We start from the raw sequence: 21,540 nt of genomic DNA, 5'->3' as shown, positions 1-21,540 counted from the left end.
ACTTATGGACAAATCTCAACCGCATTACGACCTCCCCAAACTATTATTTACTTTAATTTTCCTATCATTGTTAATCGTTACCAGTTTTTGGGTGATAAAACCTTTTATCTTTGGTTTTGTCTGGGCAGGCATGGTTGTCATCGCCACCTGGCCATTATTAGAAAAACTACAGAACAGTTTGTGGGGTAAGCGCTGGATTGCTGTCTCCATCATGACGCTACTGTTAATCCTATTATTTGTGATCCCTATCGCATTACTGGTTAGTAGTTTATTGGAAAACAGCGCGCCATTAATCCAATGGGCTAAATCCCCCTCTCATTTTCAGATACCGACAATGACCTGGCTGAATAACATCCCTCTGGTTGGCGATAAACTATACAGCGGTTGGAACTCACTCATTACTGATGGTGGAAATGTTCTGATAGCTAAAGTCCAGCCTTATGTTGGAGAAGCAGCAACCTGGTTCTTTACTCAAGCAGCAAATGCCGGGCGTTTCGTATTCCATCTCGGTTTGATGGTGCTATTCAGCGTGCTCTTATATCTAAAAGGAGAACAGGTGACGATGAGCATTCGCCATTTTGCCATTCGCTTGGCAAATAAACGCGGAGATGCCGCCATCCTGTTAGCAGCACAATCCATCCGTGCCGTAGCGCTTGGAGTGGTGGTTACCGCATTGGTTCAAGCCATTATCGGTGGTCTTGGCTTGGCTGTTTCAGGCATTCCTTATGCTACATTACTGACAGTACTCATGTTTGTCTGTTGTGTCGCTCAACTCGGCCCATTACTGATTTTAGTTCCCGCTGTTGCCTGGCTTTATTGGACAGGTGATACAACCTGGGGAACCGTGCTACTGGTCTGGAGCGGTATCGTAACGACAATGGATGGGTTTCTTCGCCCATTTTTAATCCGTCTGGGCGCAGATTTACCTATGGTGCTAATATTAATAGGCGTTATTGGTGGAATACTCTCATTTGGCATGATTGGCTTATTTATCGGCCCCGTTGTATTAGCAGTTGCTTATCGTTTATTAATCGCATGGATGAATGAAGTCCCAGAACCTAAAAATGATTTAGCCGAAACTGAAAAATATCTGGAACAGAAATTTTCAGAATAAATTTGTATGATAATTAATTCTGACTTATATAGCGAAAGAGAGTTAGCTCTTTCGCTAAATCATAATCTCAATAAAACTTATCATTCTTCTGAGGTGCTGATTTATTAAATATCATTATTGTAAAGTAATTGTTAAAAAATCGTTAAATTTGGCTCATTATAGCCGTAAATAATACGTAAATTAGGACAATTCTTAATGAATAAACTATTTAACTAAATTAATATAAGTGGGCTATGAACGAGACGTTTATTTCTCCTTTTGATGGTTCTACTTGTTAGAAACACCTATATTGCTGTGTGTAGTCCTTGCCTATCACGCCCATGATAGGCTTTTTTTTTTGCTATTTTTATACTTTCCCTTAGAACGATAATTAACGACTCTAGTTGTTAAAAAACCCGCCATTATTTTGACGGGCCTTTAGTTTCAATTGAGTATTATTCTCAATTAACTCACTTTCGCTAATCCTAACCAAGTTTTTACAACGGTATCTGGATTTAATGACAGGCTATCAATCCCTTCTTCCATCAACCAATGAGCAAAATCCTGATGGTCTGAAGGCCCCTGACCACAAATTCCCACATACTTGTTTTGACGCTTAGCCGCTTGAATAGCCAATGAGAGCAGCGCTTTGACCGCATCATTACGTTCATCAAATAGTTCAGATACCACCCCAGAATCCCGATCCAAACCAAGAGTCAGTTGAGTCATATCATTAGAACCAATAGAGAAGCCATCAAAATGTTCAAGGAACTGTTCTGCCAGAATTGCGTTGGACGGAATCTCGCACATCATAATGACTTTCAATCCGTTTTCACCGCGCTTCAACCCTTGGGATGCCAATTCAGCAATCACTGCTTCAGCCTGCGCTACCGTACGAACAAACGGGATCATAATTTCAACGTTGGTCAACTCCATATCATTACGTACACGTTTAACGGCTTCGCACTCCAATGCAAAACAGCGACGGAAACTGTCAGAAACATAACGCCCTGCACCACGGAAACCTAGCATAGGGTTCTCTTCATCAGGTTCATAAATGTCACCACCAACCAGATTGGCATATTCATTGGATTTAAAATCAGACAAACGGACAATAACCCGTTTCGGCCAGAATGCAGCCGCCAGAGTGGCAATCCCCTCCGTCAAGCGCCCAACATAGAACTCAACCGGGTTGTCATAACCTGCCATCAGCGATTTTATCTCTTGCTGCAACTCAGGAGTTTGCTGATCAAACTCCAGTAATGCTCGGGGATGTACACCAATCATCCGATTGATAATAAATTCCAAACGAGCAAGACCTACACCATCATTCGGCAAACGGGCAAAATCAAATGCACGATCTGGATTGCCGACGTTTAGCATAATTTTTACATCAAGCTCTGGTAACTGATCGACTTGAGAACTTTGTACAGTAAAATTCAGTTGATTTTGATAAACAAAACCCGTATCACCTTCCGCACAGGACACTGTCACCGACTGATTCTCTTTCAAACGTTCCGTTGCATCACCACATCCAACAACTGCGGGAATGCCCAATTCACGGGCAATAATCGCTGCATGACAGGTCCGGCCACCGCGGTTAGTCACAATCGCAGCAGCTTTTTTCATAATAGGCTCCCAATCCGGATCGGTCATATCAGTAACCAGAACATCACCCGGTTGGATGCGATCCATTTCATTCAAGTTGTGAATAACTTTTACTCGACCTGCACCAATACGATGGCCTATGGCACGTCCTTCCACCAATACCTGACCTTGTTCATTCAGTTGGTAACGTTCCATAACCTGCTGATTTGAGCGGACAGTCTCAGGACGCGCCTGAACAATGTATAACTTGCCGTTATGACCATCTTTAGCCCATTCAATATCCATTGGTCGGCCATAATGTTTTTCAATTAGTAACGCCTGACGCGCCAATGCCTCAACTTCTTCATCAGCTAAAGAGAAACGATTGCGTTGTGATGCAGGTACATCTTCGATACGTACCTGCTTGCCATGTTCTTTATTGTCAGCATAGATCATATGCAGTTTTTTAGAACCCAGATTACGTCGCACAATTGCTGGTTTACCCTTATTCAGGGTTGATTTATGAACATAGAACTCATCCGGATTCACAGCGCCCTGAACAACCATCTCACCCAATCCGTAAGCAGAGGTAATAAAAACAACCTGATCAAACCCTGATTCAGTATCAATAGTGAACATCACACCGGAAGAGGCGAGATCAGAACGCACCATGCGTTGTACACCCGCTGATAATGCAACCCCCCGATGGTCATATCCCTGATGGACACGATAGGAAATAGCGCGATCATTAAACAATGAAGCAAACACATGTTTGATGGCAACCATCACAGTATCAATGCCTTGCACGTTTAGAAAGGTTTCCTGCTGCCCGGCAAAAGAGGCGTCAGGCATATCCTCAGCCGTTGCCGAAGAACGTACAGCAAAAGAGGCTTCAGGCTCTCCTTCAGACAACTGTTGATAAGCATCCTGAATATCTTTTTCTAGTTGTGGCGTAAATGGTGTATCAATCACCCATTGGCGAATTTGTGCACCGGCTTTAGCCAGTTGATTGACATCATCAACATCCGTTTCATCCAGCAAGTCATAAATACGCTGATTGACACCACTTTGTTCCAAGAAATCATTAAATGCCTGTGCTGTCGTGGCGAAACCATTCGGGACAGAAACCCCCAACTCTGACAGGTGAGTGATCATTTCTCCCAGGGAGGCGTTTTTACCACCAACCCGGTCAATATCATGCATACCTAATTGGTTATACCAAAGCACATTACGCGGAGTGAGGTCATTATTGGGCATTAAAACAATCCTTTTAGCATTCGTGAGAGATACCCGTTATCTTTCAAGTTGCCTCTTTGTTGGCTGCACTCACTCACCCCAGTCACATCGTTATCTATGCTCCCGGGGATTCGCTCCCTTGCCGTCGCGATGCATCTTGAAATCCATAGGGTATACAAATCGGAAAATTGGCACTGCATAGCGCAGTCATAAATAGACTAACACAATGTTTTCGCACACATAGAAAGGTGAATCGATCAACCCAACACATTATTTTTTTCTTAGGTATACTTTGCAGAAAATCGAAACTCGGTTTCATTTAACTAAACGATTGGAAAGATAAAAGGTCACTATAAATATCATGGCAAAATTCAGATTAGAAACATCAGCGAAACGTAATGGTCGTAATAGTGTTGAAAGTGTTGAACGCACTGTCTTTTTTATTTCAGATGGCACGGCAATTACCGCAGAAGTATTGGGCCATGCTGTCTTATCACAATTTCCCATCAAAATAACTTCTTATACTCTTCCTTTTGTTGCCAGTGAAACCCGTGCAGAAGAAATAAAGCAACAAATAAATCAGATATATCAGGATACGCGTATAAGACCTTTAGTTTTCTATTCTATTATCTCTTCTGGAGTGAAAAATATTATTACCAGCAGCGAAGGATTTTGTCAGGACATTGTACAAACACTGGTAGCGCCATTACAGCAAGAAACCGGGTTGGAACCCAAACCCGAACTTAATCGCACTCACGGCCTGACTGAGAAGAATCTCAGCCAGTACGATGCACGTATAGCTGCTATTGATTATGCCCTGGCACATGATGATGGTATCTCTTTACGTAATCTTGACCAGGCACAGGTTATCCTATTGGGCGTATCCCGCTGTGGGAAAACACCCACTAGCCTCTATTTAGCCATGCAATTTGGTATTCAGGCTGCAAATTATCCTTTTACTGCGGATGATATGGACAATTTACAATTACCTGCGACATTAAAACAATTTCAACATAAGTTATTCGGTTTAACTATAAGCCCTGAACGGCTGGCAGCTATTAGGGAAGAACGTCGAGAAAATAGCCGTTATGCATCATTGAGGCAATGTAGAATAGAAATTTCCGAAGTTGAAGCTTTATTCCGTAAGAATAAGATTAATTATCTTAACACCACCAATTATTCTGTTGAAGAAATCTCAACCAAAATAATCGATATGATGAAGCTAAACCGCCGAATGTTTTAAAAATATATCAATAGGAATAATGGAAAAAAATTTATCATATGATTAATTATATCATTTGTTTAACTTAGTCGTTTTCGTTTATTGTAATTTCAATTACCTATAGATATGCCTGCTAATGTGAAACGAACTTCGAGAAAATATATGTACAAAACAGATGGTTTAAGGACTCACCGTGTCGACAGTTTGGTAACACCTCAAACTCTTGCAATTCAATTTCCCGTATCCGAAAAAATCGTCAACAATGTGACAGCGTCACGGAAACGTATTGCCGATATTCTTTGCGGGAACGATCCACGGCTTATGGTAATCATCGGTCCTTGCTCTATTCATGATATTGATGCCGCTTTAGATTATGCTCAGCGACTGAACAGATTGCGTGAAAAATACCAGCACAGACTGGAAATTATTATGCGCACCTATTTTGAGAAACCACGCACAGTGGTGGGCTGGAAAGGTTTAATTTCAGATCCCTATCTCGACGGTTCTTGCCAGGTAAATCGGGGCATTACTTTGGCCCGGAAATTATTGGTTGACGTCAATGAGTTGGGTTTACCTACGGCAACCGAGTTTCTGGATATGGTGACCGGCCAATATATTGCCGATCTGATCAGTTGGGGCGCGATCGGAGCCAGAACAACAGAAAGCCAGATTCACCGAGAAATGGCATCTGCCCTCTCCTGTCCAGTTGGCTTTAAAAATGGAACGGATGGCAACATCCGTATCGCCATAGATGCAATCCGTGCAGCCAGTGCCTGTCACACATTTCTCTCGCCAGATAAGCACGGCCAGATGACCATCTATCAAACCGAAGGCAACCCATACGGCCACATTATTATGCGTGGAGGCAAACAACCTAATTACAGTGCTAAAGATATTGCTACAGCTTGTACTCAACTACGTGAATTTAATTTACCAGAACATTTAGTTATCGATTTCAGTCATGGTAATTGTCAAAAAATTCATAAACGCCAACTGACTATAGCAAAAGAGGTGGGCCACCAGATTCAAGAGGGTTCTACCGCTATTGTCGGTGTGATGGTTGAAAGTTTTCTGGTTGAAGGCACCCAGCAAGTCATTCAGGGGCAACCGCTAAATTACGGTCAATCGATCACAGATCCTTGTCTAAACTGGCAAGATACAGAACAGCTTATTGACATTCTCGCCGAAGCAGTAAGTTACCGTTTCTAAATCCTTATTCCGAGTTAGCCTTTTTCATTCATAAGAGGCTAACTGACAACACATTAATTAAATTTCATTAATATGTTGCTCCTGACCACCAAAAATATTGCTTGAAGTCACCTCTTTATATAACGATAATAATTCTCACTATGATAATAGTTAGTATTCGCAAAGTGGTTTTATGACTAAAATATGTCACCAACATTCTTGTATTACACTTGAAAAACAATGCAACACCTATCCTGCTGAAATTGTAGAAATTGGCTACATTGACAGTAAACAACTATTAGGTGAGCTAGGAATTACCAGAATTCGTCACCAAGGAGAATTCTACCAATTGCGCCAAACTAAAGCCGGTAAGCTGATACTAACTAAATAAAATAATAACTCAGCCAGCCACCCGGATCGCGTATCGGGGCAGCCAGCTATATCCATAACTCATAAAATATTATTATGGAGATTCGCCTGATGTCTCAATCTGCAAGATCAACACTCAAACTATCAGCATTAAGCTTGGCAATTATCAGTAGTATTCCGGCTGCTTATGCGGCAACAAAATCGCTCGATGCCGACAGTGATAAATCATCCCGCGAGGTGATAACTGTTTATGCAACAGGTAATGAAAGGGATAGTTTCGACGCTCCCATGATGGTAACTGTGATAAAGAGTAAGTCACCACAAAGTCAGACAGCCGGTAATGCTAACGACCTCATCAAAAAAATACCCGGTATTAATATAGCCGGTACAAACCGTGCTAATGGGCAAGATGTTAGTCTGCGTGGTTATGGTCCAAAAGGTGTTTTGACGTTGATTGACGGTATTCGCCAAGGTACCGATACCGGTCATATCAATGGCACGTTCCTAGACCCAGCACTCATTAAACAAGTCGAAGTTGTACGCGGCCCTTCCGCCCTACTCTACGGCAGTGGTGCCTTAGGCGGTGTGATCGCTTATCAAACTGTCGATGCCGCAAATCTTCTGCAAGCTGGTCAAGATCACGGATTCCGCGTTTTTGCCCGCGGTGCAACGGGTGACCATAGTATGGGCTTTGGTGGTGCAACGTTCGCGAAATCAGAATCCCTGGATGGTGTATTTGCCTTCAGTACCCGTGATTCAGGTAACATCCGTCACGGTGGTGGTGTGGTTGCCGATAATGACGAATTTATCAGTAACCTGATGGCAAAAGGCAGTTGGAAAATTGATGACAACCAGTCCTTAAGCAGCCAATTACGCTATTACCGTAATGAGGCTAATCAGCCTAAAAATCCGCAATCTCTTACTAGTAAAAATAATAAACCTAAATCATGGACTGATCGCACGACAACTCAACGTGACGCCCAACTCAGCTACCAATTAAATCCAGCAGAATATGATTGGTTAAATGCCAAAACTGACCTTTATTATTCCGATATCACTATTGATGCCCGTACTAAAGAGAAGGGTTTCGAAGGCCGTAAACAGAAAACCTATGGCGTAAAATTGGAAAACCGCTCCCGCCTGTGGACAGACAGCCCTCTGGCACATCAATTTACTTACGGTGGTGAAACTTACAAACAGAGACAGACCCCAAAAGGTAACACTGATAGCTTCCCTGATGCTGATATCCGCTTTTATTCCGGTTGGTTGCAAGATGAGATAACGCTGCGCGACCTGCCAGTCTCTATTGTCGTCGGTACTCGCTATGACAACTATAAAGGAACGAATTCTAAATATAAGGACGTCAGCGCTGATAAATGGTCTTCCAAAGGAGCTATTAGTATTACACCAACTGACTGGTCGATGCTGTTTACCTCTTATTCTCAAGCTTTCCGTGCACCGACGATGGGGGAAATGTACAGTGATTCTATGCACTATCCTGGAAACTTCTGGACCCCTAATCCAAATCTCCGTCCAGAAAGCAACGAAACGTGGGAATCTGGTTTTGGATTACGTTTCAATGATCTACTAGCAGATAACGACGAGCTGAAATTTAAAGCGAGTTACTTTGATACTAAAGCCAAAGATTATATTAAGTCAGATGTAGTCAACCGAGGAAGGAACACAACATCTGTTAATATATCTAGCGCCAAGATTTGGGGATGGGATGCTTCCATAAACTATGAATCCAATCTGTTCTCTTGGGAGCTGGCTTACAACCGCACAGAAGGTAAAGATGAAAAAAGCGGTGGATCTCTTGATAACCTCAGCCCAGATACTATCACCAGCATACTGGAAATCCCTATTGCACAAACCGGTTTCTCTGTCGGCTGGGTAGGTCAATTCACCAAGCATACTGACTTCAAAGGTAAAGATGCTAGAGGTAGAGATCCTAAACAACAGGCAGGCTATGGCATTAATGATTTCTATGTCAGCTATCAAGGTGAAGGAATGCTCAAAGGTGTGACTACTACAGCAGTTTTAGGCAATGCTTTTGATAAAGAATACTACTCACCACAGGGAACACCGCAGGATGGCCGCAATGCCAAACTGTTAGTCAGTTACCAGTGGTAATTAAATACATGTATTTCAAGGAGTTAAATTGTGAATTATTCACTTTATGAACGTTATCTACAAGCCAAATCCGATAACAAAGCCAAATATGCCCGTGATCTGGCAGCCTATCTGAATGTCAGTGAAGGTGAATTATTACATAGCCGTGTTGGTATCGATGCCAAACGCCTTAATGTTGACGCCCCAACTTTACTGGAAGAGTTAGCTGTTGTTGGTGAAATTAAGGCGATCACCCGCAATGATTTTGCTGTTCATGAACAAATTGGCCGGTATGAAAATACCCATTTCAGCAGCCACGCTGGGCTGGTCCTGAACCCTCGTGAACTCGACTTGAGGATATTCTTTGGACATTGGAGTAGTATATTTTATCTGGTTGAACCCGCAAAAAATGGTGTGCGCCACAGCATTCAATTTTTTGATCATCAGGGTGACGCATTGCATAAAGTTTATGCAACAGGTAATACTGATATAACAGCCTGGGAAGCACTGATAGAAAAATATCAGGCAGAAGACAACCCCACACTGGTCATCAAACCTATAGAAGAAATCACCTATTCAACTCTAACAAATGAATTGAAAGCACAGCTTGATAAAGAATGGCGAGCAATGACTAACGTTCATCAATTCTTCACGTTACTTAAAAACCATAATCTGAGCCGTCAACAAGTTTTCAATGCGGTACAGGATGATCTGGCTTACAAGGTGGGAAATTCTGCACTGAATGAACTTATCAACGCCGCTTATAACGATCAGAATGAGATCATGATCTTCGTCAGTAATCATGGTTGCGTACAAATTTTCACCGGAAAGCTGGAACGTCTGATGCCACATCAGGAAGAAAACTCAGATCAGAAATGGATTAATATCTTTAACCGCAATTTCACACTACATTTAATAGAGAGTGCTATTGCTGAAAGCTGGGTAACCCGTAAACCAACAGAGGATGGTTTTGTCACCAGCCTGGAGTTATTTGATGCTAATGGCAATCAGATTGCTCAACTGTTTGGTCAGCGTACAGAAGGCACTCCTGAACAAACTCAGTGGCGTGAGCAAGTGGCTGCTCTGCCAAAACTGCAATCAATACAGGAAGAGCGTGTAGCATGAAACAATGGCTTCTGACATTTGTCCTTACGGTATCGTTCAGTGCTTTTTCCACTGAACGGATCGTCACTATCGGTGGCGATGTATCTGAAATTGTTTTTGCACTTGGTGAAGGTGAAAAAGTTGTCGCCAGAGACAGCACCAGCCAGAAACCAACCGAATTGCTTGCCTTACCCGATGTCGGCTATATGAGAATGCTTAACCCTGAAGGCATTCTCTCTATGAATCCGACACTGGTGCTAACCAGTGAGTTGGCAAAACCTTCACTGGCACTTAAGCAGCTCCAGGATTCTGGTGTAGAAGTGATTCAGATAACCGGAAAAGCAGCGTTAGAAGCCGTTCCTGAAAAAATTAAGACCGTCGCTAAGGCGGTCAATCAGACTGAACGCGGTGCACAACTGATTCAACAATATCAAAAAGCACTGGCAGAAATACCAACAACTACCTTGCCGACTCGTATTCTGTTTGTGATGAGTCACGGAGGTATCATGCCAATGGCTGCCGGCCAAAAAACCGCAGCGGACAAAATGATTCGCGCTGTTGGTGCCACTAATGCCATGCAAGGTTTCAACAATTACCGCCCACTTTCCCAGGAAGGTGTTATTGCCAGCGCACCAGATCTGTTATTAGTGACGGAAGATGGTATTAAATCAATGGGCGGTTTGGATAAAATCTGGCAATTACCCGGATTGAAACACACCCCTGCCGGTCAAAAACAACGGGTTTTAATTGTAGATGATATGGGGCTACTCGGTTTTGGCCTCGAAACCCCCTTAGTGATGAAACAACTCAGACAGGCGGCGGAGAAGACTCAATGAGCCGTATGAAGTCTCCGGGTTTGGGCTTGGCGTTTCTTTGTTTGTTACTGTCCGGGTTGGCTATTGGTTCTGCCAATATTGGCGCATTATCATTATCTTTCAAGACATTATGGGAATCTTCCATTAGTGATCCCCAGTGGCAAATCTGGCTGAATATCAGATTACCAAGGGTGCTATTAGCCATACTGGTTGGCTGTGCTTTAGCGACTTCCGGGGCTGTAATGCAAGGGTTATTTCGCAATCCACTCGCTGATCCTGGCCTACTAGGTATTAGCAGTGGAGCCGCATTGATGGTTGCAATGGCAATTGTTCTGCCAGTTAGCCTGCCATCTGTCATCGCTGTGTATGGACATATTATCGCCGCTTTTATTGGCAGCCTGTTAATTTCATTACTGATTTTTTCACTCAATAAATATAACTACGGAAATCTGGCCCGCTTATTACTCGCCGGGATTGCTATCAATGCCCTTTGTATGTCTGCTATTGGTGTCCTGAGCTATATCAGTGACGATCAACAGCTACGACAATTCTCTTTATGGATGATGGGTTCACTCAGCCAGATAGAGTGGCCGACGTTGGCAATTACAGCTTCTTTAATTATTCCCGCTATTATCCTAACATTCAGTCAGGCCCGTAAACTGAATCTGCTGCAATTAGGAGATGAAGAGGCCCACTATCTTGGTATAAATGTCCAACGCACTAAATTCCAGTTATTACTACTCAGCGCCCTGCTTATTGGCAGCGCTGTTGCATTAAGTGGTGTTATTGGATTTGTTGGACTAGTTGTCCCACATTTGATCAGAATGAGATTTGGTGGTGATCATAATTGGCTACTTCCCGGTGCTGCTTTAGGCGGAGCTTCTCTTCTGCTTACCGCAGATACACTGGCAAGAACATTAGTCTCACCAGCAGAAATACCCGTTGGCCTAATTACTGGTTTAATCGGCGGCCCATATTTTCTATGGTTGATACTCAAACAACCAGGGCCGGGGAGCCGCACATAATGGATGCCATAAAAAATAATATTTCTCTGCAAGCACAGAATTTAAGCTATTCAATTGGCAACCAGAAAATTATTGATAATGTTTCGCTCTCGGTAAATAAAGGCGAGATTGTCGCCATCATTGGGCCAAATGGCGCTGGGAAATCCACATTATTGCGACTATTAACGGGATATATAAAACCTGAACATGGGCAATGTTATTTACATGGAATACCCATTGAGCAATGGCCTGCGGAACAATTAGCGCGCACTCGTGCCGTCATGCGTCAACATAGCTCACTCTCCTTCCCTTTCAGTGTGGAAGAAGTGATCGCTATGGGGCGCTCTCCTCATGGTATTCATCATAAACAGACAGCAATTGATACCGTTATTGAACAAACGGATTGCCAGGAATTACGTCACCGTGACTACCGGCAACTCTCTGGTGGTGAGCAGCAAAGAGTACAACTCGCTCGTGTCCTTGCCCAACTTTGGCATCCAACACCGACAGAGTGTTGCTTGTTTCTTGATGAACCAACATCGGCCTTGGATCTCTACCACCAGCAACATACTTTACGCCTGCTTTACCGACTGACACGGAAACAGCCTATGGCTATGTGCTGTGTTCTACATGATTTGAATCTTGCTGCTCTCTATGCAGATAAAATCTTTCTATTACATAAAGGGAAGTTAGTCGCTGCGGGTACACCAGAAGAAGTACTAAATGATCACACTCTGAGAAAATGGTATCAAGCAGATCTTGGCATTACCCGCCATCCTGAGACTCAACAGCCTCAGATTTATTTGAGGCAATAACAGTAAATTTGACAGGCAAATTATTTCAGCCAATTGCCTGTCTTACTCTTTACTTACGAAACTTTATTGCATCAGGCAGATACCAGAAAGTTGAAATCAAGCACAAGCAATAACCCAGAAGTTCACATCCTTCCTCAACCATATTTTTTGCTGTTCGATCAAAATGTTCAAGCATCAAACCTTTCCATAATTCTCCCATACCAAACAAACGGGAAAAAACGAGTACACACAAAATACCTGCAACCATCATGCTGTAACTTTGATGGCGCGTAAAATGAACAAGCCCAGCCAACGTATCCCTACCTTTATAAGCAGAGTAAAAAATACAAATTAGCGCTAACGGAATAGCAATCCACGCCCAGGCACCATGAAATATTTCATCAAATATAGCATCCAGCTCTCTTATCAATAAACAAGCAAAAAAACCTGATATCAAAACTAATGCAGGACGTAATTGACTATTCTTTTTCGCTTCCAGCAGAAATACAGCAGAAATAACAAACAGTATACTTTCCTGAGCAATTTCAGTTAATGAGTTCTCCTTCACTGCATTCTGCAAATAGATAACATCAATAAAGAGTAAGCCTATGATCATGGCTAAAATCAGAGCATAAAGAACAAAAAATGCCAACTTTTTAGTTAAAAAAGCCAAGTCCGATTGCATTACAACCTCCATTAAATTAAATGACGAACGATGATACTGTTTTGAATAAATTAGTGAAGATCATTTGATGCTACTTATTATTAAAACAAAGGAAATTTGCATAAATGATAATAATTATCAATTATAAATAGCATTTTTTGCCTATAGATATCCCGGATTTATTTTAAAATACACTCATTAATAACTATAGTTATTATCCTTATAGAAATAACTAACGAAATCTAATATTTTAGCAACTAGCCCACTATCAGTGGGAGGTGAAAATGTCAGAAAGTGTAGTGAATGATATTGTCAGATGGCTCGAAACTCAGCTCCAACGTAACGAAGGTATAAAAATAGCGACCATTGCTGACAGAAGCGGTTATTCAAAGTGGCATCTACAAAGAGTGTTTAAAGAAGTGAAAGGCTATACCTTGGGTGAATATGTTCGTAAGCGGCGTTTACACGAAGCAGCAAGATCTCTGCGTGAAGAAAACCTACCAATCCTTGATATCGCCTTACAGTATGGTTTCAGTTCTCAGGCAACATTTACCCGGATCTTCAAAAAGCACTTTAATACCACGCCTGCCAGATTCAGAGAAAATGGCAATCTCCCTGAATTAAAGTACTTCTTAGGTCATAAGCAATAATCGATTTCTTAATAACCTTACTGATAGTATTCCCTAATGGTCAATATTTTATTGACCATTTAACTCTTATACTATTTGAATTCACTAACACTATAATAGATCAAAAAACCAAATAAGGATTTTCAAGATAACTATTGGCTAGTCCCGTTTTATTCACTAGAAATGAAGAACAATTACCACATATACCAGCATAAGTGATTTCGGATAATAACTTTATTAAATGACAATAAAATCCATTCGATTTTATAATCCACGATAAATAAACTGATTAATATAATTAAAAAACAAAAATATTTTCATACAAATCATAACTATAATATACAGTATTCTTTATTCAATCAATAAGATCATTTTCACTGTCAACAAGCAGGTAAAAAACACTAAAAAAACCGATCATAAATATTAAAACACTGTTCCTAAAATTTAGGGTATGTTCAATTGTTAAAAAGTAAAAACCCTGAAGACTGAACATCAGGGTTTTTATTTATAATTAATTCCAACTCACTATTTACCCCAATAGACGTTATTTTGCAAAAATCTTAAACACTACCCAAGTTTAAAATGGCAAATAAAATAACATAATGGGATAGGATTTTAATACCTTTAACGTAAATAATAGCCAATAATATTTTCTATAAGAATTCTCATTCCTATCATTCCTAATTTTTACCGTCCTTATCATCCCCCGGTTCTGCCTCCCGTTCCACCTCCTGAATTACCTCCTGAATTACCTCCTGAACTACCTCCTGAACTACCTCCTGAACTACCTGAATTACCTCCTGTTCCCTTAATTAATACGCCATTGATATATCCATGGTTATTATATTCATATCCGGTAGTTCTAATAGTGACTTTTTTTGAATTAAGATGTGCAAGAATCAAAGTTATTAAACTACCATTCCCTTGATAACCACCAGCAGAGTTATCCAGAAGAAAATCCCGTGAAGTACCTTTATCATCAACAATGACAACATGAACATTGTTTCTAGCTATTTCTGGAGCAATTTGAATAGAGGATATAGTTACATCAGAAATCGATATATTAGGGGCAACTATATCATTAGAATTGTTTTGATCAATCATAATATATTATTCCTTATAAGATTAAATTCACACCAAGTTATAAATATGAAAATTTATATTAAACCGGAGAACTCAACTAATTTACTGAACATCCATATTCAACCATCATAATCCATAAAATTATAAAAAATTAAAACACTTTCTAACTTTAAAAATAGTGTAGAACCAATAGTACGTCAATAAAATACCAAAGAAAATCAAAACTAAAAAAAATAAACATTCAACACTAATTTATAATAACAAATTAAATTACCGTATGTTTTTTTATTTTTAATCTAGTGCTAACATAACTCATATATTGTGTTATTTACACTAAATATACAGTAAAGAAAAAACCCTCCTAATAGTAGTGGTTAGTAATTATATAATCAACAGAAAATGCAAGATAAAAATATAACGGACAGATAATCAAAAATTTACAGAGTCATAGCAGTAGAGCGAGATCCTACTATGCATATACTTAACTGAACATCAATTCACTAAGCAGAATTAGTCATGAGATGTTCACTTCAAAGCAAAGTAATATCTGCGATTATATGGCCGATACAATAGATAACGGGGGAACTCTGTTTCGCATTGAAATCCGATCGGCCATTAAAAATCACTGTTCACTACTTCATAGTAAATTCAACTGACCATGCGTAGGTAAGATAATTAGTATAGGTGATGGTTGCATTACAAACAGCCCCACTACCGGACGTTGCTCCTTTATTCCATTTCGGAATTTTAACGCCATTAACATATGTGTTCACAAAAGTAGTCATAAATTCGCAGGTTTTAAAACCTATCTTATATCGCACCATCGCGTAGTTTGCGTCAGGTGAAATTGGGCTTTGAACCTGATAACTATTAACTTCTCCTGGCCCTACGCTTGAACTAGGTTTAGGTGTTGCATTCACGTATGTACCGGATTCATTATTAGTAATGATGGTATAAACAGCATCCGCGCTACCAGAAACACCAAGATGCTTAAATGTCACTGTTACGGGCGGACCTGCATAAGCAACACCTGCGGCAGTTAGGGAAGCAGTTGCAAACAGGGCCAACAACGACTTGCGTACTAACATGTTAGATACTCTCCTTTATGTTGTTTAAAATGGCTTACTGCGTTTTAATACAACTTTCTCTTCTATCTTTTTCTTCTATAACGTTATTGGAGCGCACGATATATGCGCCAATCCCATAAAGTAAATTTTCACTTTACGTATCTATAATACTAGACCACTTTGCAGAACTTATTTAAAAAGGTAAGAGGTTCTCCGCCATAAAATCTACAAATACTCTGACCTTAGGGGATAAATGACGGCTTGATGGCCAAAGTATACGAAAAATTGTGGAACTTTCGTTATATTTATCCAAAACAGTGACCAAAGAGCCTTCTTTCAACTGTCGGTAAACGGCGATATTCGGCACACAAGCTATCCCAAGACCATGCTCGGCAAAACAGACTTGCGGTTCTAAACTATCCGTCACCATATTGCACGGTAAGTTAAGCTCAATTTTTTTACCATCACGATTCAAAGGCCATACGTTTAATTTCCCATTTGTTGGAAAACGATATAATAAGCACTGATGGCTAACAAGATCTTCGGGTTCTTCTGGAAAACCTGTGGCCGCAAAATAGGCAGGAGAGCCGACAATAACCTGACGGTAAGAACCTAGCATCCTAGACATTAATCTGGAATCACGTGGATCACCGGTTCGGAGTACAGCATCAAATCCCTCTTCAATAACATCCACTATTCGATCGGAGCAACTTATATCAAGTTTAATCTCTGGATAAAGGCGATTAAAAGCAGCAAATTTCGGCATAAACAGCATACCCACTGACGGTAGGCTAATCTTTAACTTTCCACTTGGCATTTTCTGCATCTGAGATAGTTCAGTTTCAGCAGCCTCAACCTCATCAAGAATTCGCTTGCACCGTTCAAAGAATAGTGTCCCTTCAGGCGTTAATGTGACGGTTCGCGTAGATCGATGGAAAAGGCGTATTCCCAGACGCTCTTCTAACCGAACAATAGCCTTACTAACCGCCGACGAAGAGATGCCAAGTTGTTGACCTGCAACTGTGAAGCTACGGGCATCAGCAGCCCGAACGAACACGTTCAATGACCCTAAACTATCCATATTTCCCCCATTGCTGACAGATTGGTCATAAGTGTTTTGAACATCATCCTACTGTTCACTGGTCTATGGTAGCAAGTAGTATAGGCGTTAGGAGAAATTATCTTATATCTACATATTTATTAATAAAAAAATAGATAACTCAGGTTTGCTAAATACAAGAATCATCAAGTCGATAAAGATAATTTATCCCAAGTATTTAATAAATAAACGTCAGAGTGGAAAAAGAACAAACATGATAGTTAATAATATTGAATAGCCCCTTCTTAAAGGAAGGATTTATAAGACTAGGAAATGATTTTTCTAAGTTGGAATATTTTAATTTTATTCCACAGAAATATCAGATAGTTAAAGAAGAAGCCGATACGCTCTCCTTTTGGCTTCTCTCCTTAAATAAAGGTATAAAATAAGATGCAATCAACTCTCCCAATAATCAAATGGCGCAATATATTAAAAACAGGACAGTATCGAAAATATGATATCTCCAGCGCTCAACCGGCAAATGAAAATTGGACAACGTTAAATAACATTAAGTTACCAGCGAGTTTTCAACGAAAAGAGTGCCTACCGGGATTACTCTTTTCACACGTCAGATCAACTCCCTGGGCTACAGCAATCATTCACGGTGAAGAGCGACTCAGTTATTTGGAAATGGCAATTGGCAGTGTACATCTGGCCTGCTATCTGCAAAACCTGGGATGTTTAGCGGGTGATTGCGTCGGTATATTTGTTGAACCGTCGATTGAGCAGATGATCGGAGTTTGGGGAACTCTTTTTGCCGGTGGTGCGTATCTGCCATTGTCTCATGATTATCCAGAGGAACGACTTCGTTACATGATCCACGATAGCAATCTGAAAATGATATTTACCCAAGAAAAATTAAAGGAAAAATTAGTCAGGTTGGTTGCAGAAAATATCCATATCGTGACTCTTGAAGACGTAGAGAAATCATTAGAATCCAGTGCCATTACCAGCAACATCCTCTATGACTACCTTAGCCCGGATAGCTTGGCTTATGTCATTTATACCTCTGGAAGTACAGGGAAACCGAAAGGTGTAATGATTGAGCACCGCAGTATCGTTAACCAAATGTGTTGGTTAAATGAAAAATGCGATTTAAACATTGAAAAAACAATTATTCAGAAAACGCCCATCAGCTTTGATGCAGCTCAATGGGAAATATTATCAGTCAGTTGTGGTAGTCGGGTTGTTATTAGCTCATCTGGAACACACAGGAATATTCCCCAACTCATTGACCTGATTATTCGCCACAATGTGACCACGTTACAGTGTGTTCCCACGCTATTACAAGCACTGATCGATAATCACAAATTCCGGGAATGCCATGCCCTTCAGCAAATATTCATCGGAGCAGAGAGCTTATCAAGAAAACTCGCCACTCAATGTATCCATATACTACCAAACTGTCTACTGATTAATATGTATGGCCCGGCGGAATGTACAATTAATGCTTCAGTTTTCCTTGTTAATCACTGCCCAATATCTGACGAAGTTAATTCAGTCCCTATTGGTAAGCCGGTATCCAATACGGAATTTTTTATTCTCGATCACCACTATCAGCTCGCCTCAGAATATGAAATTGGAGAGATTTATATTGCAGGTACTCAAGTCGCAAGAGGATATCTGAATCGTCAGGATCTCACAGAAAAGCACTTTCTTGAAATTGCAATACCACCAAATACGCAAAAAACCCGGCTTTATAGAACCGGAGATCTGGCTTATTGGGATAAAGAGGGTAATGCCCACTTTGCTGGCCGGAAAGATAATCAAATTAAAGTGAGAGGGATGCGGGTCGAATTAGAGGAAATAAAAAATGCAATGGAAGTTATCGATCAAGTGAAACACGCTGCAATTTTGGCGGAAAAAGACCCTCAACACCGTTCGATACAATTAACCGCCTGTATTGAATTAGCCGATGAAACAATACGCCAGCAAGCAAAGTATGACATTACTTCAATTCTGCGGAGTGAACTCAGCAAAACATTACCGGACTATATGTTACCTGACAGATTTTTGTTCCTGGATACCATGCCGCTAACTTCCAGTGGAAAAATCGATTTCGACACATTGCAAGTACTAGTCAGCACAGTATCACACAGTCCACAGGTACTCCCAAGCACCTCGACAGAAACACAGATTGTAAAGATATGGGAAGAAGTACTAACGCGAGAACGCATATCTACCGAAGATGACTTCTTTGCTTTAGGCGGAAATTCTCTGATAGCCGTCCATCTGATACAACGTTTAAATGAAGAATTTGCTTTATCGCTACCTCTCCATACTCTATTTGAGGCTGCAACAGTTAAACAATTGGCAAAAATCGTTGAAGGTGAAGCAACCAGATTATCTTCACGATTGGCCTGTTTACAGGAAAAAGATACTGGATTACCTGTCTTTTGCTGGCCAGGATTGGGTGGATACCCAATGAATTTACACCTGCTGGCTACACAGATATGTACTGATCGATCATTTTATGGCATCCAGGCTTACGGAATTAATGAAGGAGAGGTTCCATACTCCACCATAGCCGAAATGGTGACTCAAGACATAACAGAAATCAAAAAATTACAACCCACTGGCCCATATACGCTATGGGGATATTCTTTTGGCTCTGTATTGGCTTTCGAAGCGGCTTACCAATTAGAACGAGCGGGAGAACGTGTCGAAAAGGTGGTTCTAATCGCGCCTGGGCTCTCGAAGATAAAATATCACGTTAATTCCACGGGAATAGAAAACGGGTCTACTTACCAGAACAGCGAGTTGATATCACTATTATTCTCTGTATTTGCGGGCACTTCTCACAGTTCAGCTTTGAATAAATGCCTGGCTAACATTATCGATGAGCAAAGCTTTGTCTCTGTTGTTCATAAGCACTACCCAAATCTGGACCCTATGTTAATTGCTCGAATTACCAGGATAGTTATTCAAACCTACGGACAGAAATATTCAGCAGCAGAACTGCAAGAACGAATCATCAAGGCGCCAATTACGGTGTTTAATGCACGTGATGATGCCGTTTCTTTTATCGAAGAAGCAACACCATACCTAAAACATCCCCCAGAAAACATCAATCTTAACATTGATCATTTCGAGGTACTTAAGGAATCAGGTGTTAACGAATTAGCTCGATTTTTGAGTTGATTGCTTCTGTAAATAACACAATGAAAATTATTTAAGGGGGTTCCATGATTAAAGAAAAAACTGCCACTCATGCGGGCAGTACCAACTTTCCTCTCGTTGCTCTACTCGCGTTAGCAATGACGGGATTCCTTGCGCTTCTCACAGAAACATTCCCGGCGGGCATTCTATCCCAAATAAGTAACAGCTTGGCCGTTTCCGAAGCATTAGCTGGTCAATTCGTTACACTCTACGCAATTGGCTCACTTGTCGCAGCGATTCCACTGACGACAGCAACACAAGGTTGGCGCCGTCGCCGATTACTCTTGATGGCACTTACGGGTTTATTAGTCTTTAATACGCTCACCGCGTTAACATCTAACTATATAGTGGCACTTGCGGCCAGACTTCTTTCAGGTATGGCAGGCGGCTTAATCTGGGGAATGTTGGTCGGCTATGCGCGACGGATGGTACCTGATCATTTAAAAGGACGTGCATTGGCTGTAGCTGGTGTCGGGGCACCACTGGCACTCTCCCTTGGCGTGCCATTAGGAACATTCATTGGTGGAATTGTTGGCTGGCGTACAACTTTTGGTTTGATGTCTATTCTAACATTGGTCGTCATCGCATGGGTCATGTTGAAAGTCCCTGACTACCCAGGACGTGCTGCCGAAAAACGTATACCAATCAAAAAAGTTATCATTATTCCGGGAGTACGGCCGGTATTAAGCGTTCTTATTTGTTGGGTACTGGCGCACAGTATTCTTTATACCTATGTATTGCCTTTTGTGACACAGGCGGGGCTTACTGCCAGAATTGATCTTGTGTTGCTAGCCTTTGGTATGGCGTCGTTGCTTGGAATATGGATGACAGGGCTGTTAATTGACAAAATGTTACGTTCGTTGGTGCTGATAAGTCTTGCCCTATTTACATTCGCCTCTCTCATACTTGGTGTTATCGGTACTCTTCCTGTCTTTGTTTTTCTTGCCGTGATCTTATGGGGGCTAACCTTCGGCGGTGCCGCCGCCCTACTTCAAACTGCATTGGCCGAATCTGCCGGGGAAGGTGCAGACGTTGCTCAGTCGATTCTTGTTACCTTATGGAATTTAGCCATTGCAGCCGGGGGCATTATTGGCGGGATATTACTTGAAACACTTGGCGCCAGCTCGTTCCCGTGGACCTTACTTGTTCTGTTAGTGCTAGCTTTGTTGATCGTCTGGAATTCAGGCAACTATGGCTTCCCTCATAAAGGAATCAAAGGTAAGTGAGCAATATCGGGGTTTGTCTGTGTTTAAATGCAGTTCAAGGCAATTAAGCCTATGAACTTTACTTACTCTCAAACAAACCCTTCACTCAA

Annotated in this window: 17 protein-coding genes; 12 read left to right on the top strand and 5 right to left on the bottom strand. The window is 41.2% G+C overall.

Going from position 1 to position 21,540, the window contains the following annotated elements:
* Positions 1-4: 4 nt before the first annotated feature.
* Positions 5-1,114, top strand: coding sequence for an AI-2E family transporter YdiK (ydiK, locus tag LG003_RS00970; protein ID WP_112875758.1), 1,110 nt, complete (start codon positions 5-7; stop codon positions 1,112-1,114).
* Between the two features lie 444 nt (positions 1,115-1,558).
* Here the strand turns inward: ydiK and ppsA are convergent, their stop codons facing one another.
* Positions 1,559-3,937 (bottom strand): phosphoenolpyruvate synthase, encoded by a 2,379-nt coding sequence (gene ppsA, locus LG003_RS00960; RefSeq protein ID WP_112875757.1) that lies wholly within the window; start codon positions 3,935-3,937, stop codon positions 1,559-1,561.
* A 340-nt stretch (positions 3,938-4,277) separates the two neighbouring features.
* Between ppsA and ppsR the strand changes: the two genes are divergently transcribed.
* From ppsR to LG003_RS00920, 8 genes are all read left to right on the top strand, one after another.
* Positions 4,278-5,159, top strand: coding sequence for a posphoenolpyruvate synthetase regulatory kinase/phosphorylase PpsR (ppsR, locus tag LG003_RS00955; protein WP_112875756.1), 882 nt, complete (start codon positions 4,278-4,280; stop codon positions 5,157-5,159).
* 141 nt (positions 5,160-5,300) lie between these two features.
* The gene (locus LG003_RS00950; RefSeq protein WP_112875755.1) at positions 5,301-6,347 is read left to right on the top strand and encodes a 3-deoxy-7-phosphoheptulonate synthase; all 1,047 of its coding nucleotides are present in this window, start codon (positions 5,301-5,303) and stop codon (positions 6,345-6,347) included.
* 172 nt (positions 6,348-6,519) lie between these two features.
* Complete coding sequence (gene hemP, locus LG003_RS00945) at positions 6,520-6,717, top strand: hemin uptake protein HemP (protein WP_112875754.1); 198 nt, start codon at positions 6,520-6,522, stop codon at positions 6,715-6,717.
* An 89-nt stretch (positions 6,718-6,806) separates the two neighbouring features.
* Positions 6,807-8,828, top strand: coding sequence for a TonB-dependent hemoglobin/transferrin/lactoferrin family receptor (locus tag LG003_RS00940; protein WP_262979981.1), 2,022 nt, complete (start codon positions 6,807-6,809; stop codon positions 8,826-8,828).
* A gap of 30 nt (positions 8,829-8,858) precedes the next feature.
* On the top strand, positions 8,859-9,932 hold the full coding sequence (locus LG003_RS00935) for a hemin-degrading factor (RefSeq protein ID WP_112875752.1): 1,074 nt from the start codon (positions 8,859-8,861) through the stop codon (positions 9,930-9,932).
* Positions 9,929-10,747 (top strand): heme/hemin ABC transporter substrate-binding protein, encoded by an 819-nt coding sequence (locus LG003_RS00930; RefSeq protein WP_262979980.1) that lies wholly within the window; start codon positions 9,929-9,931, stop codon positions 10,745-10,747. The genes LG003_RS00935 and LG003_RS00930 overlap by 4 nt, the downstream gene beginning before the upstream one ends.
* Complete coding sequence (locus tag LG003_RS00925; protein WP_112875750.1) at positions 10,744-11,751, top strand: FecCD family ABC transporter permease; 1,008 nt, start codon at positions 10,744-10,746, stop codon at positions 11,749-11,751. The genes LG003_RS00930 and LG003_RS00925 overlap by 4 nt, the downstream gene beginning before the upstream one ends.
* Positions 11,751-12,545 (top strand): heme ABC transporter ATP-binding protein, encoded by a 795-nt coding sequence (locus LG003_RS00920; protein ID WP_112875749.1) that lies wholly within the window; start codon positions 11,751-11,753, stop codon positions 12,543-12,545. The genes LG003_RS00925 and LG003_RS00920 overlap by 1 nt, the downstream gene beginning before the upstream one ends.
* 49 nt (positions 12,546-12,594) lie before the next feature.
* Here the strand turns inward: LG003_RS00920 and LG003_RS00915 are convergent, their stop codons facing one another.
* Positions 12,595-13,209 carry a hypothetical protein gene (locus tag LG003_RS00915; RefSeq protein ID WP_112875748.1) on the bottom strand — a complete coding sequence of 205 codons (615 nt, stop codon included), beginning with the start codon at positions 13,207-13,209 and terminating at the stop codon, positions 12,595-12,597.
* A 263-nt stretch (positions 13,210-13,472) separates the two neighbouring features.
* Between LG003_RS00915 and LG003_RS00910 the strand changes: the two genes are divergently transcribed.
* Complete coding sequence (locus tag LG003_RS00910; RefSeq protein ID WP_112875747.1) at positions 13,473-13,838, top strand: helix-turn-helix domain-containing protein; 366 nt, start codon at positions 13,473-13,475, stop codon at positions 13,836-13,838.
* 678 nt (positions 13,839-14,516) lie between these two features.
* Here the strand turns inward: LG003_RS00910 and LG003_RS00905 are convergent.
* The 3 genes from LG003_RS00905 to LG003_RS00895 form a co-directional block, all read right to left on the bottom strand.
* Positions 14,517-14,921 (bottom strand): hypothetical protein, encoded by a 405-nt coding sequence (locus tag LG003_RS00905; RefSeq protein ID WP_262979979.1) that lies wholly within the window; start codon positions 14,919-14,921, stop codon positions 14,517-14,519.
* Positions 14,922-15,532: 611 nt separating this feature from the next.
* Positions 15,533-15,988 carry a hypothetical protein gene (locus tag LG003_RS00900; protein WP_112875745.1) on the bottom strand — a complete coding sequence of 152 codons (456 nt, stop codon included), beginning with the start codon at positions 15,986-15,988 and terminating at the stop codon, positions 15,533-15,535.
* A 172-nt stretch (positions 15,989-16,160) separates the two neighbouring features.
* A complete protein-coding gene (locus LG003_RS00895) occupies positions 16,161-17,048 on the bottom strand; it encodes a LysR family transcriptional regulator (protein ID WP_262979978.1) in 888 nt (295 codons plus the stop codon).
* Positions 17,049-17,456: 408 nt separating this feature from the next.
* Here LG003_RS00895 and LG003_RS00890 point away from each other — a divergent pair, with 408 nt between their 5' ends.
* Entirely contained in the window at positions 17,457-20,207 is a 2,751-nt protein-coding gene (locus LG003_RS00890) for a non-ribosomal peptide synthetase (RefSeq protein ID WP_262979977.1), read from the top strand.
* A 44-nt stretch (positions 20,208-20,251) separates the two neighbouring features.
* On the top strand, positions 20,252-21,451 hold the full coding sequence (locus LG003_RS00885) for an MFS transporter (protein ID WP_112875742.1): 1,200 nt from the start codon (positions 20,252-20,254) through the stop codon (positions 21,449-21,451).
* Positions 21,452-21,540 lie beyond the last annotated feature (89 nt).

It is taken from the genome of Photorhabdus kleinii (assembly GCF_025384885.1).
Lineage (GTDB): Bacteria > Pseudomonadota > Gammaproteobacteria > Enterobacterales > Enterobacteriaceae > Photorhabdus > Photorhabdus kayaii.
Note: the sequence above shows the minus strand (reverse complement) of the source record. Positions and strands in the feature narration are given on the sequence as shown.